General features: G+C 75.4%; 14 protein-coding genes. 7 read left to right on the forward strand and 7 right to left on the reverse strand.

The window, feature by feature from the left end; all coding sequences use genetic code 11:
- Positions 1-122: 122 nt before the first annotated feature.
- Entirely contained in the window at positions 123-1808 is a 1686-nt protein-coding gene (locus ABZ234_RS27715) for a serine/threonine-protein kinase (protein ID WP_355013977.1), read from the reverse strand.
- Positions 1809-1978: 170 nt separating this feature from the next.
- Between ABZ234_RS27715 and ABZ234_RS27720 the strand changes: the two genes are divergently transcribed.
- The gene (locus ABZ234_RS27720) at positions 1979-4288 is read left to right on the forward strand and encodes a protein kinase (protein ID WP_355013978.1); all 2310 of its coding nucleotides are present in this window, start codon (positions 1979-1981) and stop codon (positions 4286-4288) included.
- Positions 4289-4382: 94 nt separating this feature from the next.
- On the opposite strand, the gene ABZ234_RS27725 is transcribed toward ABZ234_RS27720, so the two are convergent.
- Positions 4383-6188, reverse strand: a complete 1806-nt coding sequence (locus ABZ234_RS27725; protein ID WP_355013979.1) for a glycoside hydrolase family 15 protein — start codon at positions 6186-6188, stop codon at positions 4383-4385.
- A gap of 424 nt (positions 6189-6612) precedes the next feature.
- Positions 6613-7302: a hypothetical protein gene (locus tag ABZ234_RS27730; RefSeq protein ID WP_355013980.1), complete on the reverse strand. Its 690-nt coding sequence runs from the start codon at positions 7300-7302 to the stop codon at positions 6613-6615.
- A gap of 313 nt (positions 7303-7615) precedes the next feature.
- Between ABZ234_RS27730 and ABZ234_RS27735 the strand changes: the two genes are divergently transcribed.
- Positions 7616-9085 carry a PLP-dependent aminotransferase family protein gene (locus ABZ234_RS27735; RefSeq protein WP_267945403.1) on the forward strand — a complete coding sequence of 490 codons (1470 nt, stop codon included), beginning with the start codon at positions 7616-7618 and terminating at the stop codon, positions 9083-9085.
- Between the two features lie 270 nt (positions 9086-9355).
- Here ABZ234_RS27735 and ABZ234_RS27740 read toward each other — a convergent pair whose 3' ends face one another.
- Positions 9356-10192, reverse strand: a complete 837-nt coding sequence (locus tag ABZ234_RS27740) for a lysophospholipase (protein WP_344185216.1) — start codon at positions 10190-10192, stop codon at positions 9356-9358.
- Positions 10193-10578: 386 nt separating this feature from the next.
- Between ABZ234_RS27740 and moaA the strand changes: the two genes are divergently transcribed.
- The 4 genes from moaA to ABZ234_RS27760 all read left to right on the forward strand — a co-directional run bounded on the left by moaA (position 10579) and on the right by ABZ234_RS27760 (position 17522).
- Entirely contained in the window at positions 10579-11586 is a 1008-nt protein-coding gene (gene moaA / locus ABZ234_RS27745) for a GTP 3',8-cyclase MoaA (protein ID WP_267945401.1), read from the forward strand.
- A gap of 139 nt (positions 11587-11725) precedes the next feature.
- Complete coding sequence (locus tag ABZ234_RS27750) at positions 11726-12913, forward strand: RtcB family protein (RefSeq protein WP_267945400.1); 1188 nt, start codon at positions 11726-11728, stop codon at positions 12911-12913.
- A gap of 51 nt (positions 12914-12964) precedes the next feature.
- Entirely contained in the window at positions 12965-13606 is a 642-nt protein-coding gene (locus ABZ234_RS27755; protein ID WP_355013981.1) for an NTP transferase domain-containing protein, read from the forward strand.
- Positions 13607-13718: 112 nt separating this feature from the next.
- Entirely contained in the window at positions 13719-17522 is a 3804-nt protein-coding gene (locus ABZ234_RS27760) for a HEAT repeat domain-containing protein (protein ID WP_355013982.1), read from the forward strand.
- A 92-nt stretch (positions 17523-17614) separates the two neighbouring features.
- Here ABZ234_RS27760 and ABZ234_RS27765 read toward each other — a convergent pair whose 3' ends face one another.
- Positions 17615-17833: a hypothetical protein gene (locus ABZ234_RS27765; protein ID WP_267945397.1), complete on the reverse strand. Its 219-nt coding sequence runs from the start codon at positions 17831-17833 to the stop codon at positions 17615-17617.
- Between the two features lie 538 nt (positions 17834-18371).
- Between ABZ234_RS27765 and ABZ234_RS27770 the strand changes: the two genes are divergently transcribed.
- Positions 18372-18581 (forward strand): dodecin, encoded by a 210-nt coding sequence (locus ABZ234_RS27770; protein WP_267945396.1) that lies wholly within the window; start codon positions 18372-18374, stop codon positions 18579-18581.
- A 66-nt stretch (positions 18582-18647) separates the two neighbouring features.
- On the opposite strand, the gene ABZ234_RS27775 is transcribed toward ABZ234_RS27770, so the two are convergent.
- Complete coding sequence (locus ABZ234_RS27775; RefSeq protein WP_344186414.1) at positions 18648-19433, reverse strand: hypothetical protein; 786 nt, start codon at positions 19431-19433, stop codon at positions 18648-18650.
- Between the two features lie 153 nt (positions 19434-19586).
- Entirely contained in the window at positions 19587-20297 is a 711-nt protein-coding gene (locus tag ABZ234_RS27780; protein ID WP_344186413.1) for a cell wall anchor protein, read from the reverse strand.
- Positions 20298-20567: the final 270 nt, after the last annotated feature.

A 20567-nucleotide genomic window follows, 5' to 3' on the forward strand; every position in this document is an offset into this window, starting at 1 on the left:
ACCCTAGCGGCAGACAGCGACATCGACGCCCCGTCCGGACGATCGGCTTCCTCGCGACCCACAGATCCCACCCCCGTGCGCTGGCTGCCGTGGGATCCACGATACTTCCACCGCCGTCCCGATCACAGGGGCGGCGTTCCGCCCTGGCGGAGGGAGCGGTCCTGCCACTGGCGCAGGTGGGCGCGGATGCGCGCCGTCGCCTCGCTCCGGGCGCCGTGCACCCGCGTGTACCGGGCGAGCAGCGCGTGGTACCGCCGGGCGGCCTCCGCCGGGCGTCCGGCGTGGCCGAGGTAGGCGGCGTGGTAGTGGAGGGCCCGCAGCGTCGCGGCGTCGTCCTCGCCCAGCCGCCGGGTCAGGTCCGGAACCAGCTCCTCCAGCAGCTCCACGGCCCGCTCCGGCCGGCCCGCCTCGCCGACCTCGAACGCCAGGTACAGGCGCGTGGTCAGCACCCTCTCCGAGCCGGGCCCGTGCACGGCCACCAGGTCGGGCACCAGCTCCTCGTGCACCCTCGCCGCCAGCGCGTGGTCGCCCGCCCGCCCCGCGTTCGTGGCCAGGTAGTACCGGACGGCCAGCGTCTCCGGGTGCCGGGCCCCGTGGACCCGCAGCAGGTCGGACAGCAGGGCGTCCAGGAGGACCACCGCCCGCCGGTGCTCCCCGCTCTTGCCGGTCAGGTACGCCTCCTGGCGGCGTGCCCGCAGGGTGTCCTGGTGGTCGGGGCCGAACGTCGCCCGCAGCCGGGGCAGCAGTCCGCGCAACTCCCGCGCGGCCGCCGCGAACTGCCCCGCGTCGGCGGGAGCGCGGGCCTCCTCCACCAGCGCCAGGAGGCGCGCGGGCTCCTCCGGGCCGACCGTCTCCGGGCGGGTGGTCCCCGCCCGCGTGTACGGCCGGGTGCCCGGGACCGGGCCGACCGGCCCCGGCAGGGACCGCGGCCGGGACGGCCGCTCGGCGCGGGAGGGGAGGAAGGGCGCCAACCGGTCCCGCACGTCCTCGGCGCTCGCGGGCCGGTCCTCCGGGCGCTTGGCCAGCATCGACGCCACCAGTTCCGACAGCGGCGCCGGAACCTCCGGGCGCAGTTCGGCGGCGGCCACGGGGGTGTCGACCAGGTGCATGCGCAGCACGGCCAGCGGGTTGTCGGAGTGGAACGGGGGACGCCCCGTCAGCAGCTGGTACAGGATCGTGCCCAGGGCGTAGAGGTCGCCGGACCGCTCGACCTGCTCGCCGCGGACCTGCTCGGGCGGCATGTACAGGGGTGTGCCGATGACCTGGCCCGTCTGGGTGATGCGGCGGCTCTGGGTGGCCGCCGTGATGGCGGCGATCCCGAAGTCCAGCACCTTCACGGTGCCGCCCCCGGAGCCCTCCCCGACCACCATCAGGTTGCCCGGCTTCACGTCCCGGTGCACGACCCCCGCCGCGTGGGCCGCCCCCAGACCCGACGCGGCCTGCGACACCAGGTCGGCGGCGCGCGGCACCGGCATCGGGCCGCTCTCCCGCAGGACCGCCGTCAGGGAGCGCCCGGACACCAGCTCCATGACCGCGTACACCGAGCCCGGGGCGCCGGGGGAGTCGTCCCGGCCGAAGTCGTGCAGGATCACCACGTTGGGGTGGCCCGCCAGGCGGGCGGTGATCCGCGCCTCGCGGCGGAACCGCGCGGAGACCTCCTCGGACCCCGCCCGGCCGGGCCGGATCAGCTTGACGGCCACATGCCTGTCCAGGAGTTCGTCGACGGCCCGCCAGACCTCGCCCATCCCGCCCCGGCCCAGAAGGGAGAGCAGGCGGTAGCGGCCGCCGAGGACCCGTTCTCCGGTCACCGCGGCCCCCGTCCGTGTTCGCGCGCGAGACGGCCGGCGGCCACTTACGGCCTTCCGGTCGTACAGGGCGTAAGAGTACATCCGACCGCGTTACTGTGGTCTCCCGCCCGAGGGCGGGATCCCCTGCGCCCCAGAAGCGCCTACCCCCCGTGTGGAATGAGTGTCAGAGAGTGAGCCTTCATCTCTACGTCGGTCCGGACACCCAACCGGACAAGTACCGCCTGGTGCGATCGGTGGGCCGCGGCGGCGAGGCCACCCTCTACCTCGCCGAGGTGACCCTGGCGGGACAGACCGAGCCCGTCGTGGTCAAGGTCCTCAACTCCGACGTGACCGCGAACGAGGAGCAGTTCGCCGAGCTCAGCGCCAGGTGGGGCGAGCAGGCGGAGCTGCTGCGCTTCATCAACCGGCTCGGGGTGGTCGGCGTCCGCGAGCACTTCGAGGGCGCCCCGGAGCACCCGGCCGAAGGATCGGGCGAGTACACCGACCGCGCCCTCTACCTGGTCATGAACTACGTCCAGGGCGTGGACCTGCGCGACTGGCGGGCCGAGCACGCGGTGGAGGGGCCGCGCGGCCAGCGGGAGGCGCTGCGCTACCTGGAGCAGGTCGCCCTGGTGCTGGACGTGCTGCACTCCGGCCGCGCCACCCCCTCCAAGCGGGTGGTGGTGCACGGGGACCTGTCGCCCGGCAACGTCATGATCAGCGACGAGGGCCAGGCGACGCTGGTCGACTTCGGGCTGAGCCGGATCGCCGCCCGCCACATGACCGCCCGCCCCTGGTTCACCCCCGGGTACGCGGCCCCGGAGATCTTCACCGGCGAGTACTCGGCGGCCACGGACCGGTACGCGTTCGGCGCCATCGCCTACTTCACCCTCACCGGGGAGGACCCGCCGCCCGCCCCCGAGCAGCTGCGCGAGCGCTTCGGCGCGCTGCCCCTGGTCGCGAACGCGGGGGAGCGGCAGCGCGAGCTCGTCATGGCCATGTTCTCGGCCGAACCGGGCGACCGCCCCGAGGCCGCGGACTGGATCCGGGCCCTGCGGTCGCTGGCCACGTCGGCGCCGTGGACCGGGCCGGCGTCCGACCCGGGCGACGCCGTCCTGGCAGCGGCCGTGACCGAGACCCCCCACGGGGCCGCGGAGCCGTCCGCGCCGGAGTCCTCCGCCGGGGACGCGCCCGGCGCGCCGGGCGACCGTGCGTCGGTCCCGCGGGCCGAGGGCTCCGCCGCCGAGGGGGCCGCGCCGCCGCAGGGCGCCCGGTTCTCCGGCCCGCCCCCGGTGAGCGCCCCGGCCGGAGGCCCGTCCCCGCAGCAGGAGCGGCCCGGCACCGAGGGGCCGTCCGCGCCCCCGGAGGCGCCCGCCGCGCAGGCGTCCGCCCCGGCCCCGTCCGGCCCGTCGGTGCCGGACGCCGACGACATGCCCCCGCGCCCCGTCGGCGGGCTGCGCGGCGCGCCCCAGGCCGCCCCGGGGCCCCAGCGGTCCCAGGCGGCGCAACCGCCCGTCGGCGGCCCCCGGGGAACGGGGCAGGGCCCGGCGCCCCGGAGGCCGGGGCAGTCCGGGCCGCAGCCGGGGCAGCCGCCCCGCGGGCCGCACCCCGGCGCACCGGCACAGGGCATGCCGAACCGGCGTCCGCCCGCCGGCGGCGCACAGCCGGGGGCCGGCGCCCACTCGGGCCCGGCCCACCCGCCCCACCAGGCGCCGGCCGGCTCCCGGCCCGGCTGGAGCGTCCCCCCGCGCCCCGAGGCCACCGGAGCCTTCGCCCCCGCGGCCCACGCCCCCGCGGACGCCGCGGCGACCGCCCGGCGGAAGTCGCGCAAGCCCAAGCTGATCGGGCTGGCGGTCGTCATCGTCCTGGCCATGCTCGCGGGCTCCGCCGGCACCTACTACGTCATGGCCCGGATAGCCTCCGCGACCGCGGCCGCAGAGGAGCCGGACGGAGCGGGAGCGGGGGAACCGGAGCCGTCCGGGAGCGACGGGGCGGGCACCGCCTCCGAACCCGCCGAGGAGGAGACCGGGCCGGTTCCGGGCGACACCGACCCGAGCGGGGACGTGGCGTCCGGCGCCCCGAACGGCGGGGACACCACCCTGCTCACGCAGGTGGTCTCCGTCGACCAGGAGGGGAGCTGGGAGCCGGAGACGGGCCGTGCGCAGGTCGACGGCCAGGTGTACACGCGGGCGCTGGCACCCGGCGCCTGCGCGGAGTCCGAGTACACCGAGTGCACCGGCTGGGTCGACTACGACCTCGGCCGCAACTGGACCACCTTCACCGCCGTCATCGGGGTGCAGGACGATTCGCGGGCGGACGCCGCCACCACGTTCATCGTCCACGTGGACGGGGAGCCGGAGCTCACCGAGACCCTGGGCCTGGGCGAGCCCCTGGAGATCGAGGTGGACGTGCGCAACGCCCTGCGCCTGCGTCTCGAAGTGGAGAGCGACGACTACAGCGTCCACCCGGTGTGGGCCGACCCCGTCCTCGCCCGGGACTGACCCGGACCGGATCCGGCCGACCACGCCCCCGCGACCGGCACGGTCGCGGGGGCGTGGTCGTCGGGCCGGCGGGGGAGAGGACCCGTGAGGGGTCCTACTCCGCGCGCCAGCCGCCCTGCCGGGCGGACAGGTTGAGGGCGGTGGTCACCAGGGGCACGTGGCTGAACGCCTGCGGGAAGTTCCCGACCTGGCGTCCGGCCCGCGGGTCCCACTCCTCGGCGAGCAGGCCCACGTCGTTGCGCAGGGACAGCAGCCGCTCGAACAGCTCGCGGGCCTCGTCCTGGCGGCCGATCGCCAGCAGGGCGTTGGCCATCCAGAAGCTGCACGCCAGGAACGCGCCCTCGTCGCCCGGCAGCTGGTCGGCGGAGCTGTCCAGGTCGGTGCGGTAGCGGAGCACGAACCCGTCGACCATGAGGTCCTGGCGGACGGCCTCGATGGTGCCGACGACGCGCGGGTCGTCGTAGGGGAGGAACCCGACCTCGGGGATGAGGAGCAGGGCGGCGTCGAGCTCCTTGCTCCCGTAGTACTGGGTGAAGGTGTTGCGCTGGGGGTCGTAGCCGTACTCGCACACCTCGGCGTGGATGGTGTCGCGCAGGGCCCTCCACCGCTCGATGGGGCCCTCCTTGCCGAACTCTTCGATGCTGCGCACGGCCCGGTCGGCCGCCACCCACGCCATCACCTTGGAGTGCACGAAGTGCTGGCGGGGTCCGCGCACCTCCCACAGCCCCTCGTCGGGCTCGTCCCAGCACCACTCCAGGTAGTTGACCAGGGAGCGCTGCAACCCCCAGAGGTAGTCGCCGCCGCGGATGTTGTGGCGGCGGGCCAGGTGCAGCACGTCCATGACCTCGCCGTACACGTCCAGCTGGTACTGGCCGACGGCGGCGTTGCCCACGCGGACCGGGCGCGAGGCCTCGTAGCCGGGCAGCCAGTCGGCCTCCCACTCGGTGAGGCGGCGCTCGCCCCGGATGCCGTACATGATCTGCATGAGCTGGGGCTCGCCCGCGACCGCCCGCACCAGCCACTCGCGCCAGGCCAGGGCCTCGTCCTTGTACCCGGAGCGGATCATCGCCTCCAGGGTGATGGTGGCGTCGCGCAGCCAGCAGTAGCGGTAGTCCCAGTTGCGGACCCCGCCGATCTCCTCGGGCAGGGACGTGGTGGGGGCGGCGACGATGCCGCCGGTGGGCCGGTAGGTGAGGGCCTTGAGCACGATGAGGGAGCGGATGACCGCCTCCCGGTAGGGGCCCTCGTACGTGCACTGGTTGACCCACTTCTCCCAGAACCGCTCGGTCCGGGAGAGCGCCTTCTCGGCGTCCAGGTGGTCGGACTCCTCCACCTGGGAGGGGTGCCAGGTCATCACGAAAGGCACGCGCTGGCCCGCGGTGACGTCGAAGGTGGCGTCGTGGGTGAAGTTGTGGCCCTGGAGCTCCACGGGCGTGCTCAGCCAGACGGCCTCGGGGCCCGCGATCGCGACGAGTTCGGCGCCGGTGCGGTGCACCCACGGCACGACGTGGCCGTAGTCGAAGCGGATGCGCATGGAGGTCTCCATGCGCACCGACCCGCGCAGCCCCTCGACGATGCGGACGATGTGGGGGGCGCCGCCGCGGGGAGGCATGAAGTCGATGACCCGCACCGAACCGGTGGCGGTGTCCCACTCGGACTCCAGGACGAGGGTGTCGCCCCGGTAGCGCCGGCGGGTGGCACGGGGTTCGCCGTCGGCGGGCCTCAGGGTCCAGCTCCCGTTCTGGTCGTCGCCCAGGAGGGCGGCGAAACAGGCCGAGGAGTCGAAGTCGGGCAGACACGCCCAGTCGATCGAACCGTCACGCCCGACCAGCGCGGCGGTCTGCATGTCGCCGATCATTGCGTAGTCTTCAATCCAGCCGGGCACGCGGCTCACCCCCATCACGTCGTCCTGGTTGCTGCGGTCGGCGCCGATGACTCGCGGGGGTCTGCCGCACCATCGCGGACGGTTTCGCGCACGACCGCGTGCGCGCCCCTCCGGGGTCCCTCCCCCCGCCCGCCAACGGGTGGGAACCCGCTGGTGGGACAGGGCGCCGTTCGGGTCACGCGCGTCCTCCGGCCGGCCCGTCCTCTGCCCTCGTACCCGGGTATGTGCCCAGGTAAGGGCAGCCGAAAAGGCCGGTCGCCGAGGAACCGTGCCGAAGACGGTCCTTCCGTTCACCGCGGTCCCATCTTCCTCCCTCCGCCGGGCCCGCGCTACCCGCAAGTGCACGTGCATCTGGAGGTGCAGCGAAGTATGTGGGGTATTGGGGGAATTTGGTGAGCAGAAGTTATGACGCGGTGATCAACGACCGGTGACGAAATGGCTAAGACCCCTGTGGGACCGGGGTTTCGGGTGTCTCGTCCGGCATGCGGAGCAGTGGCAGGAACAGTTGCGCGAGGGGACCGATCGCCACCGCGAAGACCACGGTTCCCACCCCCACCGTGCCCCCCAGAAGCACCCCGGTCAACACGACCGACACCTCGATCACGGTGCGCGCCAGCCGCACCGACCACCCCCGCGCGGCCAGTCCGGTCATGAGCCCGTCCCGCGGGCCCGGACCGAGCCCGGCCCCGATGTAGCACCCCGTCGCGATCGCGCACACCAGCACCCCGAGCACCAGCAGCCCGATCCGGGCCATCAGGGAGTCGGTTCCGGGCAGCAGCCACAGGAACAGGTCCACCGTCATGCCGACCACGACCACGTTGCTCAGCGTGCCCAGGCCGGGCTTCTGCCGCAGGGGGATCCACAGCAGCATCAGCAGGGCGCCCACCAGCACGCTCCACGTGCCGATGGACAGGCCCGTCTGCCGGGCCAGGCCCTGGTGCAGCACGTCCCAGGGCATGGAGCCGAGCTCGGAGTGGACCAGCAGCGCACCGCTCAGGCCGTAGAGGGTCAGTCCCGCGTACAGCCGGACCAGGCGGCGCAGCCGGGGGCGCGGCAGGACCGGGGTGATCATCACCCGGCCGAGCAGGCCGGCTGCCGTCGGGCGGACGGGGTGCTGTTCTGCGGTCACTGGGGTTCCTGCCCTTCGGTCGGGGATGCGCTCCCGGCGCGGTGCGGACCGCGCGGGTCCCGGCGGCGCCGGGACCGCCCTGGGGAACGCATTCCTGGGATCATCGGATGAAGCGCCGCGGGGCGAGGCGGCGCAGGAGCGGGGCACGGCGGCAGGCCGCCGGGCGCCCGCGGCTCGAACCCCCACCGGCTCGTCCGGACCGGGAGCCATAAGGGGATCCACCTCGGTATCGTGGCGGAGGTGGCGCTGGAAATGAAGTGCCAATCCAGTCAACTGGCCCGTTTCGCGACGCGGGGGAAGACGGGGGAACGGCATGGCGAGGCAGAGCGGCCGCCGCCTGGAGCGCACCAGCGGCGGGAGCGGCACCCGGCGGATCAACGGCCGGCTCCTGGCGCGCCTCATCGGGGAGGCCCCCGTCGAACGCCCCTACTACCTCGCCATCTCCCGGGCCGTCAGCGCGCTCGTCCTGGACGGCAGGGTCCCCACCAACACCCGTCTGCCCGCCGAACGCGACCTCGCCGCCGCCCTCGGCGTCAGCCGCAACACCATCACCGCCGCCTACGCGTGGCTGCGCGACAACCGCTTCCTGGAGAGCCGGCAGGGCGCGGGCAGCTGGACAGTCCTCCCCGACGCGGCCACCGGCGAACCCTCGCCCTTCTCGCACGCCTCCGAGCACATCGACCTCGGCGTGGCCGCTCCGCCCGCGGTGGAGGGCCTGCGCGCCGCCGCCCTCCAGGCCGCCGAGCAGCTCTCCGCGCACGTCGGCGGACTCGGCTACTACCCCTACGGCCTCCCCGAGCTGAGGCATGCCATCGCCCGCCGCTACGTGGAGCGCGGCCTGCCCACCACCCCGGAGCAGATCTTCGTCACCAACGGCGCCCAGCAGGGCATCGCCCTGATCATGGACCTGCTGGTCCAGCCGGGCGACGAGGTGCTGGTGGAGTCGCCGACCTACCCGCACGCGCTGGACGCCGCCCGCCGCACCGGCGCGCGCGTGCGCACCGTCGGGGTGACCCCCCAGGGGTGGGACATGGAGTACCTCACCGACGCGTTCCGCCAGTGGAGGCCCGAGCTGGCCTACCTCATCCCCGACTTCCAGAACCCCACCGGCGCCCTGATGGACGACGACGAGCGCCGGGTGGTGGTGCGCGAGGCGCGCAGGGCCGGCACCCACCTGATCGTCGACGAGTCGGTCTGCGAGCTGGCCATCGACTCCGGGGACCTGCCCGCCCCGGTGGCCGCCCACGACACGGACGGGCGGGTCCTGACCGTGGGGTCGGTGGCCAAGCTGCTGTGGGGCGGACTGCGGGTCGGATGGGTACGGACCACGCCGCCCATGGTCGCCAGGCTGATGGCCACCCGCCAGCGCTTCGACCTGGCCGGGGCGGTCCTGGACCAGCTCACCGCCACCCATCTGCTCGCCGACGTGATGCGCGTCCGGGCCGAGCGCAGCCGCCAGCTGCGCCGCAACCGCGACGCGCTGCTGCACGCGCTGCGCGAGCGGCTGCCCGACTGGCGTTCCAGCGTGCCCGGCGGAGGGCTGGTGCTGTGGACGACCCTGCCCCACCCCGTCGCGGGAGCGCTGTCCGCGGCCGCCGTCCGGCACGGGGTGCACCCGGCGGCCGGCCCGGTGTTCGGCGCGGACGGCACCCTGGAGCGCTACCTGCGCCTGGCCTACACCCAGCCGCCGGACGTCCTCGCCGACGCGGTCGACCGGCTGGCCACCGCCTACTCCGAGACCCTCGCCCACCCCCTCCAGCCCCGCGGCCAGCTGTACGTGTAGCCGTCGGGGCGGGGGCTCCGGCCGTCGGGACGGCCGTTCGCCCCTCCCGGGGCGGTCCACGGCGGCCCGGGGCCGCCCCGGCCGCCCCCGTCGGCCCCTGTGGGCCGGAACTCTCCGCGGCGCGGCCCCGGGCAGGAGCGGCGGCACGCCCCGGAAAAGCGGAGGCGGGGGCGCTGTTCGCGGCCGCCGCGCTGCTGTGCGCGCCCGCGGCGCCGCGGTTCCGCGCCTGGGGCGGGAACAGCGGGCGCGGGGCGGGGACGCCCCCGGGTCCTAGAGGGTGACGTTCGCGACCGCGAACCGCTGGGCGAAGCGGACGACCTCGGCCATCACCTCGTCCCGGTTGGTCTCGTTGAACACCTCGTGCCGCGCGCCGGGGAAGATCCGGGCGGTGAAGTCCTCGCCCGCGATCGCCTCGATGCCGACCCTGGTGTCGGCCACCGGCACCAGGCGGTCCTCGGACCCGTGCACCCACAGGAGCGGCAGCGACCCCAGGCTCCCGGATCTGACGCCCCACTCCAGCTCGGCCAGCAGGGCGTCGACGGTCTCCCGCTTGAACGGGCCGTGCCACACCAGCTCGTCGGCCACGTACGCCTCGCCCACGGCGGGGTCGCGCGAGAGCGTGGCCGGGTCGATGGGTGCCTCGGGGATCCGCTCGGCGGCGGCGATCTGCTCCAGGGCGGTCCAGCGGCCGAGGACGGGGCCGGAGAGCACCAGCGCCTGGAGCGCCTCGGGGTGGACCTGCGCGTAGCGCGACGCGACCAGTCCGCCCATCGAGTGGCCGATCAGGACCAGCGGCAGCGTCCGGTAGGCGGTGCGCGCCTGCGTGATCAGGCGGTGCACGTCCTCCACCACGCCCGCGTAGTCGTCGATCAGGACCCGCTCCCCGGACGACAGTCCGTGGCCCCGGTGGTCGGCCCCGTAGACGACGGCGCCGGCCGCGACCAGGTCGGCGGCGACCTGGTGGTACCGGCCCAGGTGCTCGCCGTAGCCGTGGACCAGCACGGCCAGCCACGTCGGCTCGCCCTCGGTCGGCGCCCAGGCCCTCGCCGCCAGCTTCCCGGACCCGTCGGGTCCGCCCGCCAGGGCCCACTCGCGTGTGGTGATCACCGTGTCCTGCCTCCTCGCCCGTGTCGTCGTCCGCGGCGGCCGGTCCCGGCCGCGGCGACGGGTGCCGCCGGGACGCTCTCTGGGATGGTCACCCTAAGGGGCTGCGGAGCCCGTGTACACGAGGCCGGAGCGGGCAGGCGGGGCGGGCCGCCGGGCCCGAGGAATCCCGGACGTCCCGGGCCGCGGGCCTGCGGGGCCGGGCCCGTACCTGTGCGATCGCCCTACCAGCCGCTTCAACTTCGTGTTCGACAACGAAATGCGTCATAGGGTGTGATCAGGATGTCCGGTAATGAAAGGGATCTTCTACGCTGATCTCTGCCGAACCCCGCGGGCGGGTATAGCCCACAAGACAAGCCCGATGACTCGGACTGGAGAGGGTGGGGCCCGTGCTGGCCGATTCCTATGGGCGACTGGCGACCGACCTGCGTGTGTCGCTCACCGATCGCTGCAACCTCCGATGCACCTACTGCATGCCCCCCGAGGGCCTGGAGTGGCTGCCCAAACCGGACCTGCTCACCGACGACGAACTCCTCCGACTCATCGGGATCGGGGTGACGCGGCTCGGCATCACCGAGGTCCGCTTCACCGGCGGCGAACCCCTGCTCCGGCGCGGGCTGCCCGGCCTCGTCGCGGGCACCACCGCCCTCGCCCCCCGACCCCGGACCGCCCTCACCACCAACGGCATCGGCCTCGCCCGCATGGCTCCCGCCCTCGCCGAGGCCGGCCTCGACCGGGTCAACGTCTCCCTCGACACCCTCGACCCCGAGGTGTTCGAGACCCTCGCCCGCCGGCGCAGGCTCGACGACGTCCTCGACGGACTGGCGGGCGCCGCCCGGGCCGGGCTCACCCCGGTCAAGGTCAACACCGTCCTCATGCGCGACATCAACGACGCCGAGGCCGCCGGCCTCCTGCGCTACTGCGTCGAACGCGGCTACGAGCTGCGGTTCATCGAGCAGATGCCGCTCGACGCCCAGCACGGATGGCGGCGCGACAACATGATCACGGCCGAGGAGATCCTGGGCCGTCTCGAGGCGGAGTTCACGCTGGAGCCCGCCGACGGCGACACCCGCGGCAGCGCCCCCGCGGAGCTCTTCCACGTGCGCGGGGTCCGCTTCCCCAACGGCGAACCGGCCACCGTCGGAGTCATCGGCTCGGTCACCAGGCCCTTCTGCGGCGCCTGCGACCGGGTCCGGCTCACCGCCGACGGACAGATCCGCAACTGCCTCTTCGCGCGAGAGGAGTCCGACCTGCGCTCCCTGCTGCGCGGCGGCGCCACCGACGACGAGATCGCCGAGCGCTGGATCGCGGCCGTCTCCGCCAAGCTGCCCGGACACGGCATCAACGACCCCAGCTTCCTGCAGCCGTCCCGCCCCATGTCGGCCATCGGCGGCTGACCGCACACCTCCCGGCCCGCAGCCCCGTCCGAAAACCCGTTGCCGCCGCGCCCCCGTTCTGGCTTGATGTCCGGGGGCACGGCCACGTGCCCGGACCGACGACGCACAGGCCAGATCTGGAAAGGGAGGTGGCCTGACCATGCCCTACACCGAAGTTCCCGGTGATCGCGTTCCCATCCGTATGTGGGCCGCGCCCGACGGGGTCGAGGCCGCGGCGATGGAACAGCTGCGCAACGTCACCCGCATGCCCTGGGTGCACGGACTCGCCGTCATGCCCGACGTCCACTACGGCAAGGGCGCCACGGTCGGCTCGGTCATCGCCATGCGCGACGCCGTCAGCCCCGCCGCCGTCGGCGTCGACATCGGCTGCGGGATGACCGCCGTGCGCACCGACCTGACCGCCGAGCGCCTGCCCGACGACCTCGGGCGGCTCCGCTCCGCCCTGGAGGCGGCCGTCCCCGTCGGGTTCCACGCCCACGACGAACCGGTCGACCCCGCCACCGTCCCCACCGTGCGGGAGACCGACTGGACCGGGTTCTGGAAGGGGTTCGACGACCTGGCCCCCGCGGTGCGCCCCCGCCGGACCCGCGCCCGGCGCCAGATGGGCACGCTGGGCGGCGGGAACCACTTCCTGGAGGTGTGCCTGGACGACGACGGGGCCGTGTGGCTGGTGCTCCACTCCGGGTCGCGCAACATCGGCAAGGAACTGGCCTCCCACCACATCGAGCAGGCCCAGGCGCTGCCGCACAACCAGGACCTGCCCGACCGGGACCTGGCGGTGTTCGTCACCGGGACCCCGGAGATGGACGCCTACCGCCGGGACCTGTTCTGGGCCCAGGACTACGCGCGCCGCAACCGCGACGTCATGATGGGCCTGGCCTGCCGGACCCTGGTCGAGCAGATCCCCGGCACCCGCTTCGAGCAGTGGATCTCCTGCCACCACAACTACGTCGCGGAGGAGACCTACGACGGGGTGGACGTCCTCGTGACCCGCAAGGGCGCCATCCGCGCGGGCTCCGGCGATTTGGGGATCATCCCGGGAAGTATGGCAACGGGCACGTACATCGTCCGCGGACTCGGGAACCCGGCCTCGTTCAACTCCGCGTCGCACGGCGCGGGCCGCAGGATGAGCCGGAACAAGGCCCGCAAGACCTTCACCGAGGCCGACCTGGTCGAGCAGACCCGGGGCGTGGAGTGCCGCAAGGACCGGGGCGTGGTCGACGAGATCCCGGCCGCCTACAAGGACCTGGAGTCGGTCATCGCGGCCCAGACCGACCTGGTCGAGGTGGTCGCCCACCTGCGCCAGGTGGTCTGCGTCAAGGGCTGACCCGCGGGCCCCTCCTCGCCGGAGGGGCCCGCCGTGGTCCATCCTGGGGGCATGGACACCCCGAGCACACGGAGCACGCCGCCGCGCCAGGACCGACCCGGGGCGCTCGACGCGGTGATCCTCGCCGGGGGCGGAGGGCGCCGCATGGGCGGCGTCGACAAGCCCGGGCTGGCCGTGGCCGGGCGCACGCTGCTGGAGCGCGTGGCCGACGCGGTCCGCTCCCACGGCGCGGCCGCGGCGGGGACGGGGGCCGACACCCGCCTGGTCGTGGTCGGCCCGCGCCGGGAGAGCCCCCGCGCGCTCTACGTGCGCGAGGACCCGCCGGGCTCGGGGCCGGTGCCCGCGCTGCGCGCCGGGATCGCCCACGTGCGCTCCGGCTGGTTCGCCCTGCTCGCCGCCGACCTGCCCCACCTGGCCCCGGAGCACCTGGACGCCCTGGCGGGAGCCGTGGTCCGGGGCGGAGCCGGAGCCGTGTTCGTGGACCCCGCGGGCCGGGAGCAGTGGCTCACCGGCGTGTGGCGCACCGACGCCGTCCGCGACGCCCTCGCCGGGTACACGGGCCGATCGCTGTACGGGCTGCTCGGCCCCCTGGAACCGCGCCCGGTCCCCGCCGACGACCTCGCCGCGGCCGACTGCGACACCCCCGAGGACCTCGCCCGGGCCCGCAGGCTCCTGGAGCCGCCGGCCCCCTGACGTGGCAGCCCGCGCCCGCGCCCCCGCCCACCGGCACGGCTTGCCGGATCCGGTCGCGGTGGTCCATCATGAGCGCCATGACGATCAGGAAGGGCGGATCCCGCCCGGGCCGTTGAGCCCCACCGCGCCGACGTACGGGTCGGCCGACCACCTCCTCCGCTCCCTCCGGGACCAGGCCGCGTCCCCGCGCATGCGGACCCTCGCGCTCTACGCCCGCGACCACGCGGGCACACCCCACCTCGCCGGAATCCTCCGGCAGCTCGAAACCGGCGGCCACGGCCGCCTCGCCGTGCACATGGCCACGGCCGCGCGCGACACCGCCGCAGTCGCCCGCCACCTCGCCGGACCCGACCACGCGCTCCGCCGCGCCGCGCTGCGCGCCGTCCGCGAGTTCCCGCTCCCCGACGAGGCCGTCCCGCCCGTGCTGACGGACGCCCCCACGGGTCTGCGCCGCGCCCTCTACCGCACCCTCTTCCACGCCCGCCGAACCTCCGTCGCGGACCTCCTCCTGCCCCGCGTCCGCGCCGACCACGGCGACGCCGAGGCCGCCGCGCTCCTGCCCGCCTGCTCATCCGAACAGGTGGCCCGCCACCTGCCCGACCTCCGCCACGCGGTCCGCTCCTGGACCCGCCTGGCCCGGCGCCACCCGGACATCCTCCTGGAACTCCTCTCCGGCGTCCGGGACGACCTCCGGGAGCACGGCGGCCACCTCCACAGCGTGTTCCCCGACTGGCGGCGCCTCTGCCGGGCGCTCGACCCGGTCCGCCCCGCCGAGCTCGGCGGACTCGCGAAGGACCTCGGCCCGCGCGTCGCACTCCGCTCCGGGGCCTTCCCGCACACCCTGCGCGCGCTGCCGGCGGACCCCGGCCGCAGACAGTACCCGCAGCGCTTCCCCGCGCTGCCCGACGGAAGCCGCGACGTCCGGGTCCTGTACAGGGAGATGCGCCGCCGCCCCCCGGTGGCGCTGGCGGTCCTGCGGTCCATGCCCCCGGCGGTGCGCGGCGAGCACGTCGACGCGTTCACCGACACGGTCCACGACCGCGGCGGGTTCGCGCTCCTGCCCTTCCTCGGGCTGCTCCCCCGCGACCGGGCCGAGGCCGGGGCGCGCGTCCTGCTGGAGCGGCTCACCGCCTTCCAGGCCCGACGCCCCGGGCACTCCGACCCCCACGGCGACCTGGACGCCATCGCCCACCTGCCCTACGGCGAGGCGGCCGCACCGCTGGAGGAGGCGGCCTCGGCCGGGGACGCCGACCGCCGCGCCCGGGGGCTGGCCCGGCTGGTGGAGGCCACCGCGCGCACCGGGGACCCGGGCCTCCTCGCACGGGTCCTCGCGGAGCGGGTCGACCGGTCCCGCTCGGAACGCGATCCGGTCCGCCGCGCCCTGCTGGTCGCACTGGCCGCCGTCCCGCCGGGGCTGCTGGTCGGCGACGAGCCGCACGGGCGCGCCGCACCGGACGGGGAGGCCGACGGATCCGGCGTCCGCACGGCCGCCTCGCTCCCCGCCCTGCGCGGGCTGCTCGCCGACACACTCCGGACCCGCGACACCTCACCGCCCACGCGGCGCGCGCTGCGCGACCTGGCCGCACGCCTGCTCCGCCACCCGGACACACGCGGGGTCCCGGAAGCGGTCGGATGGGCGCTGGACGCCTACGCCGGCCTCGTCGCGCGCTTCGGCGCCGACGGACTCGGCGAACCGGGACGCCCCCGGTCCGGTCCGCCGTGGTGGGCCGGCGGGGCGCGGGCGGACCGCGTGCCCCGCGCCCCCGAACCCTTCCTCGACCAGGTGATGCCCCGCGGATCGGAACAGGACCTGTACCGGAGGCTCGCACCGGTGCTCCGGGCCGCCCGCGCCCGGGGCGACTTCGCGCCCGCGGTCGCCCTGGCCCGGGAACTCGGCCGCCGCGCCCGTTCGCTCCCCGGCCTGGGGGACCAGCTGGTGGCCGCGATCCGCCACGACCCGTCCGGCGCCACCGCCGCCGAGGCGGCGGACCTGTACCTGGCCGGGCCGGACCTCCGGGCCGGCGCCCTGGCGCTGTTCCGGTCCGACCACGCCACCGCGCTGGTCCCGCGCGTGTGGGACGTCCTCTCCCGCCACCACGCCCCCGGGATCGTCCACGCCGCCCTCGGCGCGGCCGAGGCCCGCCGCGCGGCGGCCGCCGCGGACACGGGAGGCCGGGGCGCACCGGGCCCGGGCACGGGTCCCGGAACGGCAGACGCGGCCTCCGCCCCCGCCGGACCGGCGCACAGGACCAGGGCGCACAAGCCCCACGGCACCGCGCTCCCCCTGCCCGGGGACGGCGCCGGCGCCGGGGCGCCCGCGGACAGCGCGGTCGGAGCCCGCGAACTCGACACCCGCCCGTCCGCCCCCGCGTTCACGGACCCCGCGGCCGGCCTCTTTCGGCCCGGCGCCCGCACGCCCGCCTGGGTACCCCGCATCGACTCCCGGACGGCCCGCGACTGGCCGGGGGACCTCCGGGACCGCGTCGCCGCGTACCTGGAGGGGCTCGTCGGCGATCCCTCCCTCGCGCTCGACGAGCGCGAGGCCGCGCTGTCCGGCCTGGGCCGCCTGCCCGGGACGACCGACCGCGTCGCCCGCTTCCTGGACGGCCCGGACATCGTCCTGCGGGAGGCCGCCGCCAGGGCGCTCGGCCACGGCGACAGGCCCGAGCGCGCCCTGCGCCTGGTGCTGGCCCACGCCGACGGCCCGCAGTCGCGGGCCGCCGCTCCCGCGATGTCGCGCTGTGCCCTGGCGGTCGCGCCCTCCCTGCTGGGCCCGGTCCTGGGGCGGGCCCTGGAGGGCCCGGCCAAGGTCACCGTCCGCAAGGCGGCGGCGCGGCTGCTCGCACACCACCGGCCGCCGGGAGCCGTCGACATCCTCGCCCGTGCCCTGGACGCGGAGGGGCTGCACCGGGACGTGCGCGCCGCCGTGGCGGGCTCGCTGATGCGCGCCCTGGACCACCCGGCCGCGCTTCCCGCGCTGACCGCGCACGTCCGGGGGTTCACGGAGGTGGAGGTCCAGTTCTCCCTGCTCCAGGTGTCCCCGATGCACTGCCCGCCCGCAAGCCGGGAGGCCGTCGCCGCCGTGGTGGCCGCGCTGCCCGACCCGGGCCGCGACCACTGGCGGCTCGGCGGGTGGGCCGGCCGCTGGGCGCCCTGGACCGAGTACGACCTCGACGACGCCGTGGAGGCCCTGTGCGACCCGGACAGCCCCGTCGACCAGGCGTTCCGCGTCTTCCACGCACTCCTGGGCAGGGGCAGGGGACGCGACCGGATCGCGGAGGCGCTCTCCCGGCTGCTGGCCTCCGTCCCCGGACCGGGTGAGGGCGTTCCCGTGCGGCGGCCGGACGGCGGGTCCGGTGGCGGGCCCCACAAGCGGGTGCTCCGCCTGGTGGACCTCCTGTGCGACGAGGCGGTGCGGGCCCCGGCGGGCGACGACCCCGTCCTGTGCCGGCAGGTGTGCTCGGCGCTCGACCTGCTGGCGGCCAGGGACGAGTACGGGCCCGAGGCGGTGCGGCTCGTGCGGGCGATGATCACCCGGGAGGTCTCACGGGCGGACGGCGACCCGGACCCGGGTGCGCTCGGCGGACTGTTCCTGCGCGCCGCGGCGATCCTGTCCCGGCACGCGCTCCTTCCCGAGGAGGACGCCGAGGGAGTGGTCGACACCGTGGCCCCGCGCTTCGGGCGCGACCCGGTCCCGCGGGAGACGCTGGCCTCGGTGGCGCGGCACGTGTTCGGGGCCGCGGCACGGACCGCGGGGCCGGCGGGGGAGGCGATGGGCCTGATCGGCCTCGGCATCGTGGAGCGGGCGGGGCGCGCCGACGGCTGGCCCACCCCCTGGCCCGGACTGCTCTCCCGGGCAGGGGAGCTCGGCCACGCACCGGTGCGCCTGGCCGCCTGGCGGCTGGCCGTGGAGTGAGCCCTCCGGGGCGGGACCGGCGGTGTGGGGCCGGTCCCGCCCCGGGTGACGCGGGCGGGTCCGGACCGGGGAGAACGCGGTCCGGACCCGTCTCAGCCCTCGAACTCCGCCATGGGGACGCACTCACGCAGGAACCCGCGCACCTCCAGGAAGCCGGACAGGTACTCGCGGTGCTCGTCGCAGGCCAGCCACACCTTGCGGCGGTCCGGGGTGTGCAGCTTGGGGTTGTTCCACACGAGCGCCCACGCGGCCTCGGCGCGGCAGTCGCGCCTGGAGCACCGCGTCGGGGCGGCGGAACCGGTATTACCCAATGGTGACCCCCAGGGAGCGAAACGGCTGCCCCGGTCAAGCCGGGGCCACGATCGGGTCGGTGCACCGATCGAATGCGAACAAAAGGCGACGCCGGGTGGTTACGGGGGCAAACCACCCGGCGTCGCACGCGATGTTCCAACGGGGGCTCGGAACATCGCTCCCGCGCTTCGACGGGGGACCGAAGCGCTAGTCCCAATGTACACCGACGCCCCCCGGTGTACATCAAGAGTCAGTTACGACGTTGTCTCGGGAGAGTCCCGCCGGGAGCGTGTCCTCGGCCCCAGCTCAGGACTTTCCTGGCACGTCGTCCAGGGAAAAGGCCGCTTTCCGGGCGGGAGTCCACACCACCCCGGTCACGTGCGTCCCACGCGTGTACAAAGCATTCCCCGGTCGGGGGTAAAGCGCCCCGGAGGCGCTCCGACCTCGGAACGAGCCGGTCGAGAGGCGTCCTGTGTGGCTCCTGGGGAATCAGGGGAGGCAGTGAAACGGGGGTCGCGCCGTGCGCGACCGCGCAACCGACTACCCAGGGGGTCCCACATGTCCCACCACACCTACCGCGTCACGGAGATCGTCGGCACCTCCCCGCAGGGGATCGACCAGGCCATCCGCAACGGCGTCGACCGCGCCTCGGCCACGCTGCGCGGCCTGGACTGGTTCGAGGTCACCGAGATCCGCGGGCACATCGAGGAGGACGGCGTCGCCCACTTCCAGGTGGGGCTCAAGGTGGGGTTCCGGCTGGAGGACTGACGCCGGGGGACCCGCGCGCGCCGACGGCCGGGCCCGGTCTGCCGGGCCCGGCCGCGCGGCCGCCCGTCAGCCGCCCGGGGACTCGCTGCCCCGCTGGACGTCCACGTGGACGTGGTCCAGGTGCCGCAGGATCTCGTTGTCCGGGTCCGCCTCGTAGTCCCGCCATCCCAGCGACGGGTAGTAGGTGCTCCAGATGCGGTCGTCGAAGATGATCACGTCGACGGCGTAGTCCGGGGCGTGCGCGATCAGCCAGTGCGCCATCACCCAGCCCTCGCGCCGGTTGTCCTCGTCGACCGGCCGGTAGAAGACGTCGATCGCCCGGCCCTCGTAGTGGGCGGACCCCTCGCCGTGCCCCGTGTCGTAGCCGCCCGGGTAGTAGCCGCCGAGGCTGAGGTCGGAGAAGTGCTCCTCCATCCCGTCCTTGAGCTCCTCGGCCCGCGGGGTCAGGCCGGAGGGCTCCAGGTCCTCCTGGACCCGCAGGTCGGGGTCCTTGACGGACCGGCAGGTCAGCGAGGGCCCCGCGTCCTCCTCCGGGCCCTCCTCCAGGACCGTCATGACGGCGTCCGGGATGTCGTCGGTGTCGGGGGCCTCGACGGGGGCGGAGTCGCCCTGCGCGGAGACGGCGGCGGCCGTGGTCGCCCGCCGGGCCTGGTCCCGGTCCAGGCGCACCTGGTCCTCACCGGTCCACACCGAGCACTCCGGGCCCCACGGCGTCGACACGGGGAAGACGTCGGTGTTGCGGGCCAGCCAGCGGGCTCCCACGACCGCCACGAGGCCGAGGACGGCCAGGATCGCCACGGCGGCCAGGAGCCCGTGCCAGCGGCGCCCGGGCCGCGCGCTTCTGTGTGTCATGCCCTTCCGCCCCTCCGTGTTCGTGCCCGGCGGCGTGCGGGTGCCGCCGACGCGCGTTCAAGAGTGGTCAGTCTCCGAATATTCCATCAGATTTCAGGCAGTAGGGACATATTGCCCAGATCGGTTCCCGTCTACCGCCGCGGCGCACCGGGGTCACCGGATCGACCAGAGGACGAACACGCCCCCCAGGACCAGGGTCAGCGCCCAGATCCGGTCCATGGTCACCCCCTTCCAGCGCAGGGCGTGCACCCCCAGGAAGTCGTAGGCGATCAGGGCCGCGACCCCCGAGGCGAACAGCATCGCCGCCGTGTGCACCCCCGTCGCGGCCAGCCCGGTCAGGGTCGCGTCCCACAGGGACCACCCCCCGTCGGGCGCGCCGGGCGCCGCTCCCGCCGGGGCCGCCTGCGCGGCGGCGTCCGGCGCCGTCCCCCCGTGCCCCGCGTGGCCGCCCCCCTCCGCGTGCGAGAGGCGGCCGGCCAGGACCGGCATGAGCATGAGCCCCGCCCCGTGCGCGGACGACATCAGGAACGACCAGGCGGCCACCTGCCACAGGGGGAGGCGCACCTCCCGCCAGTGGAAGTGTCGGCGCGACAGCAGCATCAGCAGCCCCACGAGGACGATCACGGACCCGCCCACCACGGGGAACAGCACCGAGGCGGTCACCGAACCGGTGACGGTGACGGCGACCGCGGCGACGGCGACGCTCCCCGCGTGCCCGGCCGCGACCGCGGGGAGGGAGCGGAGCACCTCGGAGCGGCCCCCCTCCTGGAGGCCGCGGGACACGGCCAGCAGCCAGCCCATGCCCGGGTGGAGGCCGTGGAAGGCGCCCAGCGCGACGAGGGTCCAGAGCTGCGCGGTGGTCACCGCGTCAGAGTCACACGGCCCGGACGGGGCGGCAACGCCCCCCGGTGCAGCTGACCGACTCCGGTCAGTCACGGTTGCGCGGGGCCGCGGAGGGGCAGCGGGGACGTCTTCCGAGCTCCCCGCCGGGCGGGGACCGCGCGCCGCCTCCGGCAGTGCGGGCGCCCGGACGCCCGGGGGCGCCGGGCGGGCCGCGGAGGGGCCGTGCGCGGTCGGCGGGCCCGGACGCCGCAAGCCCCCCGGAACGCGACGGCGCCCGGGGCCCGACGGGCT

This window comes from Nocardiopsis sp. NPDC006198 (assembly GCF_040613895.1).
GTDB classification, from domain to species: Bacteria; Actinomycetota; Actinomycetes; order Streptosporangiales; family Streptosporangiaceae; genus Nocardiopsis; species Nocardiopsis tropica.

What these genes read in the sequence shown, in the direction of transcription:
- ABZ234_RS27725 (WP_355013979.1), bottom strand. Translation starts at nt 6,188, where the DNA reads ATGGGGGTGAGCCGCGTGCCCGGCTGGATTGAAGACTACGCAATGATC.
- ABZ234_RS27750 (WP_267945400.1), top strand. Translation starts at nt 11,726, where the DNA reads ATGCCCTACACCGAAGTTCCCGGTGATCGCGTTCCCATCCGTATGTGG.
- ABZ234_RS27770 (WP_267945396.1), top strand. Translation starts at nt 18,372, where the DNA reads ATGTCCCACCACACCTACCGCGTCACGGAGATCGTCGGCACCTCCCCG.
- ABZ234_RS27735 (WP_267945403.1), top strand. Translation starts at nt 7,616, where the DNA reads ATGGCGAGGCAGAGCGGCCGCCGCCTGGAGCGCACCAGCGGCGGGAGC.
- ABZ234_RS27755 (WP_355013981.1), top strand. Translation starts at nt 12,965, where the DNA reads ATGGACACCCCGAGCACACGGAGCACGCCGCCGCGCCAGGACCGACCC.
- ABZ234_RS27775 (WP_344186414.1), bottom strand. Translation starts at nt 19,433, where the DNA reads ATGACACACAGAAGCGCGCGGCCCGGGCGCCGCTGGCACGGGCTCCTG.